Source organism: Campylobacter sp. RM19072 (assembly GCF_024723485.1).
Classification (GTDB): domain Bacteria; phylum Campylobacterota; class Campylobacteria; order Campylobacterales; family Campylobacteraceae; genus Campylobacter; species Campylobacter porcelli.
Window position 1 is genome coordinate 51126 of sequence record NZ_JANQCU010000004.1, and the last position, 18557, is coordinate 69682.

Below are 18557 nucleotides of genomic sequence, written 5' to 3' on the forward strand. Positions count from 1 at the left end.
AATACTTGCCAAATTTAAATTTAGGAATTTTTATGTTTGGAATGGGAATCAGCGAGATAATAATAATCGCCGTTGTCGCTGTCATAGTCTTAGGTCCTGATAAACTACCAAGTGCAATGGTAAATATAGCTAAATTTTTTAAGGTTTTTAAACAGACTATTAACGGAGCTAAAAGCACTTTTGAGCAAGAGATAAAGATCGCTGAACTAAAAGAAGATGCCAAAAAGTATAAAGATAGCCTAGCTAACGGTATAGATGGAGTAAGGAAAAAGCTCACATTTGAAGAGCTTGATGAGCTAAAAAGCAATATAAATAGCATTAACAACTCAACGCAAAAATCCCTAGCTGATATTCAAAATGAAATCTCAAATCTCAATCCGATTAATAAATTAAATGCCGGATTGGAGCTAGATCAAGATAGCTCTTCACAACCGCCCAAAAATATAGTAGCAAATAACCCAGATGATATAGATAATAAAATAGATAAACCAGATGAAATTCAAAAAGCAAAAGAGGCATAATGTTTGAAGATTTAAGACCACATTTAATCGAGCTTAGAAAACGCCTATTAATTAGTGCTATATCTGTAATAATCTGCTTTATTATATGTTTTAACTTTTGGGCTCCTTTGCTTGATTTTATGACCGCACCGCTTAAGGCTGCACTGCCAAATGGTAGCAATATTATCTTCACTCAAGTTGCGGAGCCATTTTTTACAGCGATGAAGGTGGCATTTTTTGCTGGACTTTTGCTTGCTTTACCTATTATCTTTTGGCAATTTTGGCTATTTGTCGCTCCAGGACTATATGAAAATGAGAAAAAATATGTAATTCCATTTGTTTTAAGTGCTACAATTATGTTTATTGTAGGGGCCGCATTTTGCTACTATTTTGTGGTGCCTGTTGGCTTTGCGTTTCTTATAAATTTCGGTGGAACGCTATTTCAAGCACTTCCTAGCATAGGGGATTATGTAGGATTTTTTACTAAAATTGTAGTGGCATTTGGGATTAGCTTTGAGCTTCCAGTTGTTACATTTTTTCTAGCTAAAATCGGAGTTATCACAGATGATAGCTTGAAGAGATTTTTTAGATACGCTATAGTTGGGATATTTGTTTTTGCAGCCATTATGACCCCGCCTGATGTGCTTAGCCAATTTATGCTTGCTATCCCTTTAATCGGACTTTACTCTTTATCAATTTTAATTGCCAAATTAGTAAATCCAGCACCAAAATCCGATGATGAAGAAAATAGCGATGATGAGTGATATATTTGCGTTAAGTAGCTATGATTACGAGCTACCATCTCATCTCATCGCCACCTCTCCTACTAAGCCAAAAGAGAGTGCAAATCTGCTTGTTTATGAGCGAAACAACTCTAAAATAACCCATGCTAAATTTGGTGATTTGATGGACTTTTTGCCAGATTGCGATATTATATTTAATGATACAAAGGTGGTAAAAGCTAGAATTTATGGTAAAAAAAGCAGTGGTGGAGCCGTAGAATTGCTACTTAATCAGCCTTTGGGTGATGGCAAATTTAGCACTCTAATCAAAGGTCGCATAAAAGCTGGGGCGATTTTAGAATTTGACAAGGGATTAAGCTGTGAAGTTATAGAGATTTTAGATGAGTATAGAATTGTCAAATTTTATCAAAATCAAGAGCTTTTAGACACCCCAAAACTATATAAAATTCTAAATCAAATAGGTCATATCCCCTTGCCACCTTATATCAAAAGAGATGATGAAAAAAGTGATGAAGTATGGTATCAAAGCGTATTTGCCAAAAATGATGGCGCCGTAGCCGCTCCTACTGCGAGCTTGCATTTTAGTGATGAGATGATACAAAATCTACAAACCAAACACAACATCTCATATATCACTCTCCATGTTGGTGCTGGGACATTTAAATCAGTTGAAACTAGCGATATCAGAGATCATAAAATTCATAGTGAAATTTACTCCATAAGCGATCAAGCTATAAAATCCATAAATAGCCATAGAGCAATTCTTGGCGTTGGGACTACGGTTACTAGGTGCGTTGAGTATTTTTATAAAAGCGGTATAAAAGATGGTTTGTGCGATCTATTTTTACATCCAGCAAATCCACCGCAAAGACAAAACTATCTACTAACAAATTTCCATTTACCAAAATCAACGCTAATTATGTTAGTAGCGAGTTTCGTCGGTTTAGAAAATGTCAAAGAAATTTATAAACAAGCCATAGATAGGGGATATAAATTCTACTCTTATGGCGATGCAATGTTGGTGATATGATGAGATTATTTATACTTTTTATAGCAGATATTTTAATGGCAAGTCAGACAATTGGGACAAATGAGCATATAGCCTTTAGCATTTTACTTTTATTAATCATAATATTAATAGTTATCAATAGACGCCCTGTAAAAAATAGAAATCAAAAACTAATCTACACACAAAATAAAAACTTAGCTAAATTAAATTTAGTATTTTTCCAAAATAAGGTAGAAAACGGGGATATAATAAAGCGTTTGGGGCTGTTTTTTAAAGTGCTTCACGCAAAAGCCGCACAAAATAATAACTCAATAATCTTTAATTACTCTCCAAGACAGGCTAGATATTTTAGTGCAAATTTTAAAGCCATCACCAATATAACGCACAATCTCATATGCTTTGTCAATAAAAGTGTAAGCAATAGCTCGATTTTATTATCCATAAAACCAACCAAAACAAAAGATGAATATCAAATTTCAATCAAAACATCAGCCAATATAAATAGCAACGAAATCCAAACCGCACTTGATGATAATAATAAAAATATAAACTACAAATATCTCCATATCGCCTCAAATTATGCCAATTTAATTGGATCTAAGATTGAATTTAGCTCAAAGCCAAATAGCTCTATTTTTTCATTTAATATAACAATGCATAAATTAAATAATCCATTAAATATAAAATCAGTAATGCAAAAAAATGCCCTAATAGCATATGAGAGCCAAACTGAATTTTTCACGCTTGTAGCAGAGCTTAGTGTTTATGGTATCTCCACCCAGCCAAATCCTAGCTGGGAGAGCGTAAAAAACCATATAATAGATATGCTATATAAGCCAGATTTTCTATTTATTCAAGCAAAAATAGTCAAAAATCTACCATATAGTGAGATAAATTTAATCAAAGAGTGGCAAAAAATCAAAAAATTTAAGATTATCACCATAAGCGATAATTCTAATTATGATAAAATAGCTAGTAGTCTTGACGATGCGACCTTACATCAGCCTTATACTGCCGATGAGTTATTTGAGATTATAAAATACCCCCCCCTACTCCATCTCCAAACGCATAAGATACATATCCTCCCCACTAATGACCTCTAAGGAGTTTGATCCGCATTTAGGACAGAGAAATTCATTTTCTACAAGGATACTTTGAGCATTGCACTCATTACATTTAACGGTAATATCTTTAGGATGGATTATGAGTGTGGCACCTGAGCATATCGTATCAGCTTTAAAAGCATCAAACGCACTTTGTAAATAGTGGGCTTCTACTCCACTTAATCTACCTATCTCAACCTCTACTTTACTTATCTTTGTAGCATTATGTTTCATCGCATTTGTCTCGCAAAGCTTAAACAGATCTTGAACTATGGCTAATTCATGCATAATATCTCCTTTAGCAAATTCTAGGTAGCAACTCGCCCTTTGGTGGCTCCATAAATCTAGTGGCTCCATAGCTATTTTGTATAATTACATTTGATTTATTACTATCTAAAATCTCGCCAATGCTATTTGCGTTTGAGTTAAATTCTCTTAAAATCTCAACCGCTTTAATCTCATCTTTAGGCTCAACAGCTAAAACAAAGGTTCCCTCATTAGCTAGCTCATAAGGCTCAAAGCCAAGAATTTCGCAAATCCCCATCACCTCATCACTCACAGCGATACTATCTTCGCTAATTTTAATATCTCGCTTACAAGCCTTCGCCCACTCATTTAATACAGCCGAGAGTCCACCACGAGTAGCATCTCTCATAGCAAGAGGAGTGATACCAGCATTTAAAAGTGCTTCTACAATTTTGTATAAAGGCTTACAATCGCTTTGTAAATCGCTTTGTAATCTTAGCTCATTTCTACTTGCTAATACCACCGCACCATGTCTGCCGACATCGCCACTTAATAGAATTTTAGCGCCACTTTTTAAATTCTCTATTCTAACTTCTTTGATTATCTCTCCCACGCCTGAGGTATTAATAAAAATTTTATCACAACTTCCCTTGCTAACAACCTTAGTATCGCCACAAACTATAGCTACTCCAGCCTCATCAGCTGTGCTTTTCATACTAGATAAAATATCTTTAAGCTCATTTATATCAAGCCCCTCTTCTATGATTAAAGCACAACTAATATATCTAGGCTTGGCTCCTACCATAGCTAGGTCATTTATAGTTCCGCAAACTGCGATTTTACCAATATCTCCACCTGGAAATTTAGTAGGACTTACCACAAAGCTATCAGTGCTAAATGCTAGTTTTCCGCTTAAATTTAAAATCGCACTATCATTATTTTGCGATAAAATTTCATTATTAAAAATCTTAAAAATCAACCCATTAATAAGATCATTCATCTCTTGCCCACCACCACCATGAGCTAACATTATCTTTTGCATCTACCCTCTTTTACTATATTTATAATACGCCGCGCAAGCACCCTCGCCGCTTACCATACAGCTACCAATAGGATTTTGCGGATTACACACCTTGCCAAAGACCTTACAATCATATGGCTTAGCCTTACCACGCAAAATTTCACCACAAATACAGGCTTTGGATTCTTTAGACTCGCCTACTTCTATATTAAAATATTTTTTAGCATCTAAATAATCAAACTCATCTCTTAACCTTAATCCACTATCTTTGATAACGCCTAGCCCTCTCCACTCAAAATCACACGGCTCAAAATACCTATTTATCAGCTCTTTAGCCTTTTGATTACCATCTTTGGTAACTACTCTAGCATACTCATTATAGACTTTATAGGTGCCGTTTTGGTGTTGATTTACTAAATTTAATATACTATCCATCAAATCTAAAGGCTCAAAGCCACTTACGGCAATTGGGGTCTTAAACTCATTAGCAAGCTCTTCATATATCTTACTACCAGTAATCACACTTACATGGCTTGGCCCTAAAAATGCATCAATTTTCACATCTTTATCGCTCATTATAGCCCTTACTGGAGCTGGGACTGTTACATGATTTAAATGTATAAATAGATTTTGTAAATTTAAATTTATGGCTTGTTCTACCACCACAGCACTCATAGGAGTAGTAGTCTCAAATCCAATAGCAAAAAATACAACTTTTTTATCTAGGTTTTCTTTGGCTATTGTGATTGTATCAAGTGGAGAGTATAAAGCCCTAATATCAGCCCCACCAGCCCGAAGCTCAGCTAAAGAGCCCTTACTTCCGGGCACTCTTAACATATCAGCTAAAGTGCAAAATATCACCCCTTCTATACTAGCAATTGCTATAGCCTCATCAATGCGACTTCTAGGCATTATACACACCGGACATCCTGGGCCGTGAATGAAATTGATATGCTCTCCTACTAATTGAGGCAAACCAAATTTCATTATACTATGAGTATGACCGCCACAAATCTCCATAATATTTAATGGCTTTTTACTTCTTTGTTTAATTATCTTGCTTAAGGCTAAAATCTTATCTTTATCTCTAAAACTATTTATTAAATCCATTATCTGCCTAATTATTAAATTTAATCTTTCAACGCTGCTAGACCCATATCGCCTTCATCGGCTGATATTTTACCACTACTCATATCATCTGCGATTTGTTTATAAATCTCCAAGCTCTCTAAAGCATATTTAGTATCGATCTTTTCCATCGCAAATCCCACATGTATAAGCACATAATCCCCAACCGATACAGGCTCAGCTATCAAGTCCAAACTCACTCCACGCCTAACTCCCATAGTATCAACTATGGCAAAATTATTCTCATCTATTGATATTACTTTTGATGGTATGCTAAGACACATTATCTAATCTCTTTTTTAAATTTAATATAATTTATCCATTTATCAACTCCAGCCCCGCTCTTGCTATCTACTTCTATAATATCAACCTTTGGATTTAGCTTTCTAGCTTCTTTTTTAACCTCGTCAATATTAAAATCAAAATGCTCTAAAAGCGAAGTTTTAGTGATAATAACTATATCAGCAGCCCTAAACATAACAGGATATTTTGCTATTTTATCGCTCCCTTCTGGCACGCTGATTAAAACAGCATTTATGTGGGCACCGACATCATAACTTGCTGGGCAAACAAGATTACCTACATTTTCTATAAATATCAAATCAAGCTCTTTAAGTGGCAAGTGATGTAAGCCATTATGAACCATAAAAGCATCTAAATGACAAGTTTGCCCTGTGCTGATCTGATACGCCTTACCACCGGCATTTATAATGCGATTAGCGTCCATATTAGTCTCTAAATCCCCCTCAACCACACCAATCCTAAGCCCACTTGCCTTTATAGTAGCCTCTAAAAGCGTAGTCTTTCCAGCACCTGGGCTACTCATCAAATTTATACAAAGCAACCCACATTCATCTAAGTGAGCCCTATTATGCTCTGCTTCATAATCATTATCTTTTAATATCTTTTCTACTACTTCTATCGTCTTTTTTTCATTTAAAACAGGATGGTCATGATGGTGATGCTCATTTCCCATACTACAACCGCAATCTTTACACATATTGTCTCCTTTTGATTTTAGAATTTATCATTATATCTAAGCATATTTAAACCAAAGTAAATTTGACCCATCGCTATGGCTGAATCATTCATAGGCTCATTAATAGGTAGATAATACTCTATCTGATTTACTTTAAATTTATCTATTGTTTTTTTAAGCAAAGCCCTATTTTGCCATACTCCACCACAAAGCACAATAGGTAGATTATAGCTACTAGCTATCTCTAAGGATAAATTTGCTAAGCCATTTATAAATGCCGTAGCTGCGATTCTAGGCTCATCTACCAAGGCTTTTTTAAAGGCATTTTCATAGCTGATAATCCCATCATTTATACTAAATTCATAAGCCAAATCCAAGCTCTCATCATACAAAGCCTCAACCATCATAGGAGCTTGTGCGTCATAGCTTACAGATTTTAGCTCAAAAATTATAGAAGCAAAAGCGTCAAAAATCCTACCCAAAGAGCTACATTTTATAGTATTTATCTGATTTTTTAATATCTTATCTAGATTATCTTTTTGAATTTCAGGTATTAATCTATCCAATTTTGGCGAATTTAAAGAGTATTTTTTAGCTATTGCGTAGGCTAGGTAGTATATATTTTTAATAGCCTTATCCCCGCCAATTAGATCAAAGCTATCAAAATGCATTATCCTATCAAATTCGCCCTTAGAGCATCTCAAAATCTCTCCACCCCATATAGTAGCGTCTCTCCCATATCCAGTCCCATCAAAGCTAAGTGCTATCACATCGCCGCTAATGCCATTTTCTAGCATAACGCTTAAGGCGTGAGCGTGATGGTGATAGACTCTGTGAATTTCATAACTTTTCGCAAAATCATCTATAAATCCAAAATACGGATGAGCGTCCCCTAAAACAAAATCAAACTCAAACCCATATATACTCTTAAAGCTCTCTAGTAACTCATCAAATCTTAATTTTGTCGCTACACTTCCCATATCGCCGATATAAACAGAGCTAAATATCAATCCATTTTTATAAATAGCAAATTGATTTTTCATCAAGGCACCAAGTGCTAAAAAGCAGCCCTTAGGGGCGTCGCCATTTAAATTTAGTGGCAAAATAGATGGCTTTAACCCTCTTGAAGTTCGCAGATATATCGCCTTTTCATCTAGGGCAAAGCATATGCTATCATCGCTTGGATTTACTATTTGCCTATCATTATCCAAAGCAAAATCACACACCCTACGCAATTTATCTTTAAGCGTTTCATAATCTTTTATAATTGGCTCTTTGCTTAAATTTGCACTTGTGGCTATTACTGGGGAATTTAGCATATTTAAAAGCAGGATATGTAGCGGAGTTGGTGGCAAGAATATCCCTATTTTACCGATATCTTTAGCGATTATATCTGGGAGTTTATCTTTGGAATTTAATAAAACTATTGGCTTTAAATTTGAGTTTAAAATCCTAGCTTCACTCTCATCTATATAGGCATATTTTTTTGCCATATCCATATCTTTACACATTATGGCAAATGGCTTATCAGGGCGATTTTTCCTAGCTCTTAGAGTAGATATGGCTTGATGATTTAAGGCATCGCATACTAGATGAAATCCGCCAACTCCCTTAATCGCTACGATTTTACCATCTTTAATCGCATTTACACAATCTTTTAGCCCATTTTCGTAGGTGCTTAAAATATTACCGCTCATATCTTTATAGCTTAGACTTGACCCACAATTCTTACAAGCTATGGGCTGAGCGTGATAGCGGCGATTAAGCGGATCTTTATACTCAGCTTCGCACTTATCGCACATTTTAAATTTACCCATCGTGGTATTTGCTCTATCATAAGGCAAGCTTTTAATCAAAGAAAATCTTGGTCCGCAATTTGTGCAGTTAATAAATGGATGGTTATATCTATAATTGCTACTATCTAAAAGCTCATTTTTACACTCATCACAAATTGCAAAATCAGGTAAAATGGGTGCGAATTTATAGCTATCTTTAGAGCTAATAATCTTAAAATCACTATAGATATTACAGCCATCACTTACTACAATTTTATCAATTCTAGCAAGTGGCGGTAGCTTAGTTTTAAGGGATTTTATAAACTCATCAATTAAGCCTAACTCGCCACTTAGCTCTATTTTTACACCGCTAGAATCATTTAATACAATGCCATTTAAGCCTAAATTTGTAGCAAGCTGATATACAAAAGGACGAAAACCAACCCCTTGAACTAATCCATAAATTTCAATCTTAACTAATCTCAAGTGGATAACATCCGCTAAATCTGCTTTGATAATTAGAGTTACAAAACTTTAAGGCTAAATTTGCAATTACTGGATTTTCAAATAAGGCACCGCTAAAAATCATATTTGTAGCGCCTAGCTCATCTTTGAGTATATCGCCAAAATCGCTTAAGAAAAATGCCAAGCTCTCCAAACAGCCAAAAGAAATATTCTTAGGATCAGCCCCAGCTAGCTTAAAGCTCATAGTGCTTCTAATGGCTCTAGCCCAGTCAAATTCACTTTTACCACTCATCTTAAAATCAATCCTAACACCCTTAAGTCCGCTATAATCTCTAGCATAATTTAGAATTTGAGTATTGTAGCCTAATATCTTATCAATAATCATAAATAGACTATAGAAGTTATTAGGCAGATCAATCTTGCCTTGTGGCAATCTATTTTCTTTTTGGAAATTTGCTAATAATCTATCCCCACCATCAAATTCAGCAATCTTATCCCAAATCTCTTCAAAGCTTTTTGGTAGCTCTATTTTAAACATATCAAACTCATCATTTTCTTTATACACTTTGATAAAATCGCTATTTTTTTTGCTTAAAAATACCCTTGTTATGGTGGAATTTGCTAGACCAAACTCACTTACGCAAAGCCCAAAAAGAGCATAATTTTTATCACTAAAAGAGTTTATAAACTCACGCTGTTTCGCATCTAAAAACTCTCCGCTATTAATAATCAAAATTCTCTCATCTAAGATTGAAATTTTCATATCACTCTTAGAGCTTTTCACAGCTAAAAATTTAACCCCTTTTTCATTTAAACCCTTAGCAATCTCATAAATATTAATATCCCAAGCACTTCTAAGATCAAAATATAGTGGTGCGTCTTTATGATTTGTGCGGTATATCGCATTAACTCTAAGACTCATTATAGGCTTTTCAAAACTAGCCAAAGCGATCAAACTCTTCTCATCGCAAACAAAAATTTTCGCAGCGTTTTTAAGATTAGTAGGCACTAAATAATCAGCATTAAAACCATCAAATTTAGTTATCTCATAGCCATCATAAATGAATTTTTTGCCATCTAAAATATCTTTTATACCTCTATTTATAAGCTCATTATCTATAGTAAATCCAAACTCATTTATCCCACTTTCTAAAGTATATGGCGTGATATTTTTATAGCTAAAATTAAACTCAAACTCACTATTAATAGGCAGCTTCTCACCTAGCACAACCTTGGTTTCTTCGATAAAAATCGAACTAGGAACCTTGGATATAAACTCATCACTAAATTTGCCAAGCTCCTTTTCGTCGCCTTCTATATATAACTTAATATATTTTTGCTCTTTTGTTATGGAGTATTTTAAAGCACTTTTTTTAGCCCAAAAATCTAAAAAAAATGCTAATATAGCCCCATCATTTGAGCAGCTAAATTCAAAGCAAAGTATCAAAACTGCTCCTTCTTCCACTCATTTGCTATATCTTGTAAATTTTTATTATCTATTTGATTATACTCAAAACCAATTGATTTTAACTCTTTTAAGATTATCTTACTCATCAAATCAGATGAGGCTAAAATCTCACTACTTAGCTCAAAACTCATTGGCTCAATCCTTTTTGGCACCACCCCAATTATCTTAGTTTTTGGTCTATCGCCTACTAAATCCATCATCTCTATAGTTTGAAGCATCTCTACTTCATGGGCTGATCCAGACCAATTTATACTTTTTGGCATATCCTCAAAATCAAAAAAATATACATCGCCAATCTGACCGCCATCAGCATCGATACAATCAACAACAATAAGATAATCACTATCAGCCATTATCGGCGTTAGATAATTAGCCAAGGTGCCACCATCTACAAATTTTAAGCTATGCTGATCTGAAGTGAATTTAAAGTTATTCTCTATCATCTTAACAAAATGAACGCCGACTCCCTCATCGGCGAACATTACATTCCCTATGCCTAAAACTAGGACACGCATCTACTTCTCTTTTGGGAATTTATAGCCACTAATTATAGCATCCATAGCACCATCTTTGCCTTTTATAGCATTAAATATAGCCATATATATATGAACTACCATAAAAATAAAGATAATCCACATAGCAATGTGGTGAATTTGACGCACATTAGCAAGCCCACCCATCCAAGCCTCGATAGCTCTCATAGGCGTATAAAGCAACCCACCAAGCCCTTCGTGATATACATTTACATATAAAATCAAGCCAGTAAGGCATATAACAAAAAGCACAATATAAAAGAATATATAAGAGGCAAATTGGAGTGGATTATATGTCCCTTGTATATGTGGGTGCTTACCTAAAAATAGATAGTATTTGATCTGCTCTATCCAAATTTTTGGGCTTAAAACATTTTTTACACTCACCCTTTCTATATGGCTTTGTTTATCAAAGAAAAATAGATATGTCTTAAATATAAAACAACCTATTAATATAAATCCAGCCACCTGATGCACGGCACGCCATTTAGCATTCATAAAATTTATAGGCTCACCTGTGATAGCTGGACTTACAAAAACATAAGCGATATAAAATCCACTTATACTTAAAACCACAATAGATATAGCTCTAATCCAATGTGTAAGGCGTAAGCCTATGCTAAATTCATACTCAGCGATATGTTTTTTACTACTTTTCATATCTGCTCCCTTAGATTAAATTCGGATTGACTTTATAGCTACTTAATTCATTGCCTTTTGTATCCATCACATGAACTGCACAAGCTATACAAGGATCATATGAGTGAATTTTGCGTATTATCTCTAAAGGCTGTTTTAAATCAGAAATTTTTAACCCTATTAAACAAGCCTCATAGCTACCCATTTGACCTTTAGCATCTTTTGGACTTGCATTCCAAGTAGATGGGACGACTGCTTGCCAATTTTCTATAACGCCATTTTTGATCCTACACCAGTGGCTTAGCATACCACGAGGCACATTACCGATAAATCTACCTTTATACTCTTTTGTTGGATCTATTTGGTATTTAGCACATGTGCTATCATCTATTTTTAAATTCTCAATTAGATTATTTAGAGCTTTTAAGGTATTATCAGCGATAATTTTTGCTTCGATCATTCTGCACGCAGTTCTACCTAAAGTTGATAATACAGCACTCACAGGTAGTCCAGTCTCAGCTAGGAATTTATCCACTACTGGCACTACATTTTTATTGCCTTTTACATAATTTACAACTATATTTGCTAGTGGGCCAACTTGCATTGGAAGTGAGTCATACCTTGGAGCTTTAATCCAGCTATATTTGCCATCTATATCAAATACTTTTGTATCTTCCATCTCCCCTTTAGCATTAAGAGTTTTAGCATCTTTAAAGCCTGTATAATTTGGCGTAGTATCGCCATCGTATGGGTGAAGTGGAGAATTATTTTTATACCATGAGCGAGTAGCCTCTTCAGTAATTTTGCTCTCATCTACTTCAAACACCTTAGATATATCGCCATTTAATATATATCCACCATCAAATAGATACTCATTAGCACCAATTTGAAAATCTTGATATGTTAGTAAATTTGGAGTTCCAACATCATTTACCACGCTTGGCTCGTTAGCATAGGCCTTAGCTGCCATTACAAGATCAGGCCAGTAAGCACGATTGACAAAATCAGCCATCTCTTGGAATTTAACCATATACTCACCAAGTCTTGCTGGACTTTGTAAATCCATTACACAAGTTACCCCACCAACTGTAAGGCTTTGTGGATGAGGTTGTTTAGCACCAAATACCGCCATAGCTTGAGCAATTGTTCTTTGAAGTCTTAAGCACTCTAGATAGTGGCTAAGGGCTATTAGATTTTGCTCTGGAGTAAATTTATAAGTAGAGTGACCCCAATAGGCATTAGCAAATGGCCCAAGATTACCTTTTTCTACAAATTTTTTCACCTTATCTTGGACTAATTTTAGCTGGTCTGCACCACAAGCATATGGGGTATCGCAGTATTTAAATGCTTCTTGGCTAGCCTTTTTAGGATCAGCACTAAGAGCGCTTACCACATCGACAAAGTCAAGTGCGTGGAGTTGATAAAAATGCACCGGATGATCGTGTAAAAATAGAGCTGCATTCATAAGAGTTCTAGTTAATTTTGCATTAAGTGGAGGAACGATGCCAAGAGCATTTTCTACAGCTTCAACACCTGCTCTATAGTGAGAAAATGTACACACTCCACAAATTCTTTGAGTCATAAATCCAGCATCTCTTGGATCTCTACCCTTTACAATCACTTCAATACCACGCCAAAGAGTTGAGCCACTATAAGCCTCTTTAACTACATTATTCTCATCTACAACTACCTCCACACGAAGGTGACCTTCGATTCTTGTAATAGGATCAACTACTATTCTTTGTCCGCTCATATTTTACTCCTTCTCTTTTGCTGCAGTAGCAATAAGTGCGTGAGCCGCTACAGCTACACCTGTGATGGCTAATACACCTATACCGATCTTATCGCTTATAGCGTCCGCTCCAAGCCCATCAAATACGGTATTATACAATCTATCGCCTAGTGGCACCTCAAATGGCCCCATCTGATCCCAAAAATCCGGCTCAGAGCAGCCAATACATCCATGTCCAGCTTGAATAGGCCAGCTAGTATGTTGATTAAATCTCTCTCTAGAGCAGTTATTAAATGTATATGGCCCTTTACAGCCGACTTTGTATAAGCAATAGCCCTTTTTAGCACCTTCATCGCCAAATTCTTGCACGAACTCACCAGCGTCAAAACGACCGCGTCTTTCGCAAAGATCGTGAATTCTAAGCCCATAAGCCCACTTTGGTCTATTGTAAACATCAAGAGCTGGAAGTGTGCCAAATAGTAAGAAATTTAAAACATTTCCAACGATATTTTTCTCACTTGGAGGACAGCCTGGGACATTTATTACTGGTTTATTGGTAATTTTGTGAAGTGGCTGAGCGTTTGTAGGATTTGGTGCTGCAGCTTGAATACCGCCAAAGCTAGAGCAAGTCCCGATAGCGAAGATAGCAAGAGCATTATCACTAGCGTGGATAGCGTGTTCTCTACCTGTCGTGCCTTTTGGGCCTACTGTTAGATAAAAGGCGCTATCGCCATCTGGAATTCCCCCTTCTACCATTAAGACATATTTGCCTTTATACTTTTGTATAGCTTGTTCTAAATTCTCTTCAGCTTGCCAACCAGAAGCCGCCATAACTGTTTCATGATACTCTAAACTGATATAATCAAATATTAAGCTATCAATTGTAGGTGCATCACTTCTTAAAAGACTCTCGCTACAGCCTGTACATTCAGCCATATGGAGCCAAATCACAGGCAATCTATCGCTAAGCTCAGCTGCTTGAGCTACCATAGGTGCAAAACTAGCCGGCAAAGCCATAAGAGCAGTCATCGCTCCAGCCCATTTCATAAAATCTCTACGAGTAAAGCCGTGTTCATTTAAAACATCCATAATAGAGCTATTTGCTTTCATTTTTGGAAGTTTGGCTAACTCTGATAGCCTATTTTGTATGGTGGTTACATTATGATTATCTACCATAAATTTCTCCTTTAATTGAGATTAAATTTATCTTAAATAAATTCTTTACCTGTTATTCTACTATCATTTAACTTAATAAATTTGATAAATAAAAATTAAATTTTAATTTTAAAAATAGATTAATATAAAAAGTATCAAATTCCCTATTTTGCTATAATTTTATAATTTAATTTAATTTTTTTATATGAAATTTTAAAAATAAAAGTTAATCATACTTATTTTATCTTAGTTAAATTTAATTAAAAAAATTAATTTATTTTGCTCTTATAAACCACTAAAATTAGCTATATAAATATACAAAATAGTAGGCACAGATATGCTTATTAGGCTATTTCTTTGCCAAATTTGTAAAGTAATTGCTAAAAGCAGACAAGCCACCGCACACATACCAAGCCAGATATCATCAAATTTCATACTAGCTATAGCATAAATCATCAAAATTATCATAATTACAAGAGTGCTTCTACTCTCTAAATATTTAAGCATTTTAGAGTTACTTCGCTTTTTAAACAAAAAATAAGGCAAAAATCTACAAAGTAAGGTTGCTACACAACCAGCTAAAATATATGGCAAATACTCCATTATATAAAGATATGTAAAAAAGTAAAGTGAGATAAATTTTAATCAAAGTATTATTTTATAGTATTTTGATGAGATTTTTTTAGAAATCAAAGTGAGCTTTTATCTTTACATTTTTTTACATTGTGCTTTACACATTTTTACATTCTTTTTATAAATACTTTACAAAGTCTTTTAAACACCTTTAAAAAATTAAAGAGTAGTCTTTTTAAAATATCCTACAACGCGTCCGAGTATTTCAAAGTTTTCACCTTCTAAATTAATGGGCTCATACGCTTTGTTATCGCTAAGGAGTTTTAGCTTGGGGCGTTTTTGAAGGCGTTTTACATAAAGCTCATCTTCAATGCGTGTTACACAAATTTCGCCTTCTGCCACTTCTCCTTGCTGGATTAAAAGATAGCAATTTTCAGGAAGTGTTGGTGCCATAGAATCGCCTTGTCCTAAAATCACAGAGAGATTTATAAAAGAGTATAAGCCAAAACATTCACGCAAAAAACTTTTAGAAAGTCCCAAAGCTTGAGTGCTTTCTTCATCGTTATAAGTGCCACTTCCAGCACTTGCTCTTACATTTTCAAAAAAAGGAATGTTTATCATATCATCGTTTAAGGTTTCTTGTTGATTTTCCAACTTAGGGACATATTTATCTTGACTTAGGGACATTTTAGAAGACAGACTAAGGGACAACTTAGGGGCATTCGCAAAATAATTCAAATCAATATCTAAAACTTTTGCAATTTTTATTAAATTATGTATTGTTATATTAGATTCTTTTGTTTCATATCTTTTTATTGAATCCAGTGAAACACCGCTTGATTTAGCTAATTCTAATTGTGTTAAGTTTTTAGCTTCTCTAGCATTTTTAATTTTTTGAGAAATATTCATAAAATACACCTTTTGTCTTGACAAGTTTAATAAATTACACTATAATTCTATTACTTTTAAAAGAATTGTATCACAAAAAGATTTTTTTTAAAAGTGGCTTGGGTGGGTGGGGATAATATCACTTTTGGAGCTTTAAAATGAAAGTTTTAAAGTGTAAAAAGGTGGTCGTAAAACTCAAGTTTGGAAGCTAAAAATCACTTTCAAACTTGAGTTATAAAATCATCTTTACCACTCCTTTTTTTGGAGTGGTTTAAGTGATTATACCATAAAGGAGTAAAAATGCGTAAAAGCTTTACAAGTTTAACTGAGCAAATGAGCAAAAAAGGCTTTAAGCTTCGTACTTGGGCTAAATTAAAAAGTTAAATGAAAGCGATTATAGACTGCTTTTAAATATGAGCTATGGCAAAACAAAAGGTATAAGAGGCAGAGCCAAAGAATTAAAAGAAATGTTAGACATTAAAACAGCCTTTTAAAAATTATCAAAATAAGCATAACCAAAATAAGTGAGCAAAATAGATAGTAGTGCAAAGGAAATAAAAATAGCCCCAAAATCCCCACGCCAAATCCAAGCATAGCCACACGATTATTTTTATCTCGTTTAAAAACCTCATATGAAAGCACACCAAACAAAGCAGCCAAGCTAAACTCAATCCCCTTATAATTTAAATTTAAATTTGAGCCCAAAATACTACCTAAGATTACGCTAAATACCCAGTAAATTTGGTTTAAAAAAGCGGTAAAATTAAATATCAAATCCCTATTTGTGTCATCAATATCATTGCGTGATTTAATCAAAGCATAAGTCTCATCGCTTAAAGCATAGATAAAATAATATCTAAATTTAAGCTTTTTAATCTCCTCTAAAAGTCCTAAAGTGTAGAAAAAATGTCTAAAATTTAGCAAAAATGAGATAAAAAATATTCCCCACAAATTCGCTCCACTTACGATAAAAGCAACAAGCAAAAACTCCACACTACCAGCATAAACCATCACGCTTGTAATGCCCATTATCCAGCTTGGCATACCCATACTAGCACCATATAGCCCAAAGGCAAAGCCAAGTGATGCGTAACCCATCATAACAGCAATTGTGGATTGAAATATTTTAAATTTAAGATTCATAAGTCAAACGCACCGCCAAAATAGGCAATGCGATTTAAAAATTTACTTTTTAGGAGCGGTCATATCTTCAGGTTTGACCCACTCATCAAACTGAGCCGCTGTCAAAAGACCTAAATTTATAGCTTCTTCTTTTAAGGTTGTGCCATTTTTATGAGCTGTTTTTGCTATTTTTGCTGCATTTTCATATCCGATATGTGGATTTAAAGCAGTTACAAGCATAAGGCTTTCGTGAAGAAGTTTATCGATTTTAGCTTCATTTGCAGTAATTCCCACCGCGCAATGGTCATTAAAGCTAATCATAGAATCGCTTAATAATCTAATGCTCTCTAAAATATTATGAGCTATAACTGGCTTAAATACATTTAGCTCAAAATTTCCTTGAGATGCCCCCATAGCCACACTTACATGGTTGCCTGCTACTTGGACAGCTACCATTGTTACGGCTTCGCATTGAGTAGGATTTACCTTACCTGGCATAATAGAGCTTCCTGGTTCATTTTCAGGGATATTTATCTCGCCAATACCACATCTTGGACCGCTTGCTAACCATCTTATATCATTTGCTATTTTCATTAAATTTGATCCAAGACCATTTAAAGCACCGCTTAAGAAAACTTCAGCGTCATGGCTTGTTAATCCGTGGAATTTATTTGGATGAGATTTAAATTTAAACTCAGTTTTAGTTATCTCATTTAAGACCTCACTAACCATAGGGCTAAAATCAGGATGGCTATTTAATCCAGTTCCCACAGCTGTCCCACCGATAGCAAGCTCTTCTAAAAATGGAATTGTAGCTAGAATTTGATTTTTACTAGCTTTTAGCATATGAGCATATCCACTAAACTCTTGACCTAAGGTTAAAGGTGTAGCATCTTGTAAGTGGGTGCGACCGATTTTTACGATATTTGCAAACTCTTTGCTCTTTGCTTCAAGCGTGGATAAAAGCTTATCAATAGCTGGAAGTAGCTGCTTAGCAATCTCTAAGACAAAAGCAATTCTCATAGCAGTTGGATAGGTATCATTTGAGCTTTGACCCTTATTTACATCATCATTTGGATGGATTAGCTTTTTACTTCTAAAATCCTCGCCCAAAATCTCAGTAGCTCGGTTAGCTATAACCTCATTTAAGTTCATATTTGACTGAGTTCCGCTACCTGTTTGCCATACTACAAGTGGGAAATTTCCATCTAATTTACCAGCTAATACCTCATCGCAAGCTTGAGAAATAGCTTTTGTCTTAGCTTCATCTAAGCGACCAAGCTTGTTATTTACGATAGCGCAAGCCTTTTTAAGATACGCAAAACCCTCTATAACCTCACTTGGCATAGTGCCTTTACCGATCTTAAAGTTCTCTAAACTTCTTTCAGTTTGAGCTCCCCAATACTTATCATTTGGCACCTTAATCTCGCCCATTGTGTCTTTTTCTATACGAAAATCCATTTTAATCCTTTCATAAT

Annotated in this window: 19 protein-coding genes; 4 read left to right on the forward strand and 15 right to left on the reverse strand. The window is 34.8% G+C overall.

Translation table 11 applies throughout. The features are described 5' to 3' along the window. Positions 1-32 precede the first annotated feature (32 nt). The 4 genes from tatB to CSUIS19072_RS03580 are packed head-to-tail and all read left to right on the forward strand — an operon-like array spanning position 33 to position 3355. Entirely contained in the window at positions 33-521 is a 489-nt protein-coding gene (gene tatB / locus CSUIS19072_RS03565) for a Sec-independent protein translocase protein TatB (protein ID WP_086237234.1), read from the forward strand. Next, positions 521-1264, forward strand: coding sequence for a twin-arginine translocase subunit TatC (gene tatC, locus CSUIS19072_RS03570; protein ID WP_086237235.1), 744 nt, complete (start codon positions 521-523; stop codon positions 1262-1264). Before tatB ends, tatC begins: the two co-directional genes overlap by 1 nt. Beyond that, positions 1257-2273 (forward strand): tRNA preQ1(34) S-adenosylmethionine ribosyltransferase-isomerase QueA, encoded by a 1017-nt coding sequence (gene queA / locus CSUIS19072_RS03575; RefSeq protein ID WP_086237236.1) that lies wholly within the window; start codon positions 1257-1259, stop codon positions 2271-2273. The genes tatC and queA overlap by 8 nt, the downstream gene beginning before the upstream one ends. Beyond that, on the forward strand, positions 2273-3355 hold the full coding sequence (locus CSUIS19072_RS03580) for a hypothetical protein (RefSeq protein WP_086237237.1): 1083 nt from the start codon (positions 2273-2275) through the stop codon (positions 3353-3355). Before queA ends, CSUIS19072_RS03580 begins: the two co-directional genes overlap by 1 nt. Here CSUIS19072_RS03580 and hypA read toward each other — a convergent pair. The 15 genes from hypA to fumC form a co-directional block, all read right to left on the reverse strand. Further along, a complete protein-coding gene (gene hypA, locus CSUIS19072_RS03585) occupies positions 3302-3643 on the reverse strand; it encodes a hydrogenase maturation nickel metallochaperone HypA (RefSeq protein ID WP_086237238.1) in 342 nt (113 codons plus the stop codon). The genes CSUIS19072_RS03580 and hypA overlap by 54 nt on opposite strands. A gap of 10 nt (positions 3644-3653) precedes the next feature. Next, positions 3654-4643 carry a hydrogenase expression/formation protein HypE gene (gene hypE, locus CSUIS19072_RS03590; protein ID WP_086293341.1) on the reverse strand — a complete coding sequence of 330 codons (990 nt, stop codon included), beginning with the start codon at positions 4641-4643 and terminating at the stop codon, positions 3654-3656. After that, a complete protein-coding gene (gene hypD, locus CSUIS19072_RS03595) occupies positions 4644-5732 on the reverse strand; it encodes a hydrogenase formation protein HypD (RefSeq protein ID WP_086237240.1) in 1089 nt (362 codons plus the stop codon). It abuts the gene before it with no gap. Positions 5733-5752: 20 nt separating this feature from the next. Further along, on the reverse strand, positions 5753-6034 hold the full coding sequence (locus CSUIS19072_RS03600) for a HypC/HybG/HupF family hydrogenase formation chaperone (RefSeq protein WP_034961189.1): 282 nt from the start codon (positions 6032-6034) through the stop codon (positions 5753-5755). After that, complete coding sequence (hypB, locus tag CSUIS19072_RS03605) at positions 6034-6750, reverse strand: hydrogenase nickel incorporation protein HypB (protein WP_086237241.1); 717 nt, start codon at positions 6748-6750, stop codon at positions 6034-6036. The genes CSUIS19072_RS03600 and hypB overlap by 1 nt, the downstream gene beginning before the upstream one ends. A gap of 17 nt (positions 6751-6767) precedes the next feature. Beyond that, the gene (gene hypF / locus CSUIS19072_RS03610; RefSeq protein ID WP_086242266.1) at positions 6768-8990 is read right to left on the reverse strand and encodes a carbamoyltransferase HypF; all 2223 of its coding nucleotides are present in this window, start codon (positions 8988-8990) and stop codon (positions 6768-6770) included. Next, entirely contained in the window at positions 8977-10416 is a 1440-nt protein-coding gene (locus CSUIS19072_RS03615) for a hypothetical protein (protein WP_086242267.1), read from the reverse strand. The genes hypF and CSUIS19072_RS03615 overlap by 14 nt, the downstream gene beginning before the upstream one ends. Continuing rightward, positions 10413-10952: a HyaD/HybD family hydrogenase maturation endopeptidase gene (locus CSUIS19072_RS03620; protein ID WP_086293343.1), complete on the reverse strand. Its 540-nt coding sequence runs from the start codon at positions 10950-10952 to the stop codon at positions 10413-10415. The genes CSUIS19072_RS03615 and CSUIS19072_RS03620 overlap by 4 nt, the downstream gene beginning before the upstream one ends. After that, positions 10953-11630, reverse strand: a complete 678-nt coding sequence (gene cybH / locus CSUIS19072_RS03625; RefSeq protein WP_086237245.1) for a Ni/Fe-hydrogenase, b-type cytochrome subunit — start codon at positions 11628-11630, stop codon at positions 10953-10955. Between the two features lie 10 nt (positions 11631-11640). After that, positions 11641-13362, reverse strand: a complete 1722-nt coding sequence (locus CSUIS19072_RS03630; RefSeq protein ID WP_086237246.1) for a nickel-dependent hydrogenase large subunit — start codon at positions 13360-13362, stop codon at positions 11641-11643. A 3-nt stretch (positions 13363-13365) separates the two neighbouring features. Beyond that, the gene (locus CSUIS19072_RS03635) at positions 13366-14517 is read right to left on the reverse strand and encodes a hydrogenase small subunit (RefSeq protein ID WP_086293345.1); all 1152 of its coding nucleotides are present in this window, start codon (positions 14515-14517) and stop codon (positions 13366-13368) included. Positions 14518-14781: 264 nt separating this feature from the next. Further along, entirely contained in the window at positions 14782-15090 is a 309-nt protein-coding gene (locus CSUIS19072_RS03640; protein ID WP_337212027.1) for an AzlD domain-containing protein, read from the reverse strand. Positions 15091-15288: 198 nt separating this feature from the next. Continuing rightward, a complete protein-coding gene (locus CSUIS19072_RS03645) occupies positions 15289-15978 on the reverse strand; it encodes an XRE family transcriptional regulator (RefSeq protein ID WP_086237249.1) in 690 nt (229 codons plus the stop codon). Between the two features lie 456 nt (positions 15979-16434). Further along, the gene (locus CSUIS19072_RS03650; protein WP_086237250.1) at positions 16435-17100 is read right to left on the reverse strand and encodes an AzlC family ABC transporter permease; all 666 of its coding nucleotides are present in this window, start codon (positions 17098-17100) and stop codon (positions 16435-16437) included. 42 nt (positions 17101-17142) lie between these two features. Continuing rightward, positions 17143-18540, reverse strand: a complete 1398-nt coding sequence (fumC, locus tag CSUIS19072_RS03655) for a class II fumarate hydratase (RefSeq protein ID WP_086237251.1) — start codon at positions 18538-18540, stop codon at positions 17143-17145. Between the last annotated feature and the right edge of the window lie 17 nt (positions 18541-18557).

Excerpts from the sequence above, each read along its gene's own strand:
- fumC (WP_086237251.1), bottom strand. The coding sequence starts at position 18,540 with ATGGATTTTCGTATAGAAAAAGACACAATGGGCGAGATTAAGGTGCCA.
- CSUIS19072_RS03620 (WP_086293343.1), bottom strand. The coding sequence starts at position 10,952 with ATGCGTGTCCTAGTTTTAGGCATAGGGAATGTAATGTTCGCCGATGAG.
- tatC (WP_086237235.1), top strand. The coding sequence starts at position 521 with ATGTTTGAAGATTTAAGACCACATTTAATCGAGCTTAGAAAACGCCTA.
- CSUIS19072_RS03645 (WP_086237249.1), bottom strand. The coding sequence starts at position 15,978 with ATGAATATTTCTCAAAAAATTAAAAATGCTAGAGAAGCTAAAAACTTA.
- CSUIS19072_RS03635 (WP_086293345.1), bottom strand. The coding sequence starts at position 14,517 with ATGGTAGATAATCATAATGTAACCACCATACAAAATAGGCTATCAGAG.
- CSUIS19072_RS03580 (WP_086237237.1), top strand. The coding sequence starts at position 2,273 with ATGAGATTATTTATACTTTTTATAGCAGATATTTTAATGGCAAGTCAG.
- hypB (WP_086237241.1), bottom strand. The coding sequence starts at position 6,750 with ATGTGTAAAGATTGCGGTTGTAGTATGGGAAATGAGCATCACCATCAT.
- tatB (WP_086237234.1), top strand. The coding sequence starts at position 33 with ATGTTTGGAATGGGAATCAGCGAGATAATAATAATCGCCGTTGTCGCT.
- CSUIS19072_RS03630 (WP_086237246.1), bottom strand. The coding sequence starts at position 13,362 with ATGAGCGGACAAAGAATAGTAGTTGATCCTATTACAAGAATCGAAGGT.
- cybH (WP_086237245.1), bottom strand. The coding sequence starts at position 11,630 with ATGAAAAGTAGTAAAAAACATATCGCTGAGTATGAATTTAGCATAGGC.
- queA (WP_086237236.1), top strand. The coding sequence starts at position 1,257 with ATGAGTGATATATTTGCGTTAAGTAGCTATGATTACGAGCTACCATCT.
- CSUIS19072_RS03650 (WP_086237250.1), bottom strand. The coding sequence starts at position 17,100 with ATGAATCTTAAATTTAAAATATTTCAATCCACAATTGCTGTTATGATG.
- hypD (WP_086237240.1), bottom strand. The coding sequence starts at position 5,732 with ATGGATTTAATAAATAGTTTTAGAGATAAAGATAAGATTTTAGCCTTA.
- hypE (WP_086293341.1), bottom strand. The coding sequence starts at position 4,643 with ATGCAAAAGATAATGTTAGCTCATGGTGGTGGTGGGCAAGAGATGAAT.
- CSUIS19072_RS03600 (WP_034961189.1), bottom strand. The coding sequence starts at position 6,034 with ATGTGTCTTAGCATACCATCAAAAGTAATATCAATAGATGAGAATAAT.
- hypA (WP_086237238.1), bottom strand. The coding sequence starts at position 3,643 with ATGCATGAATTAGCCATAGTTCAAGATCTGTTTAAGCTTTGCGAGACA.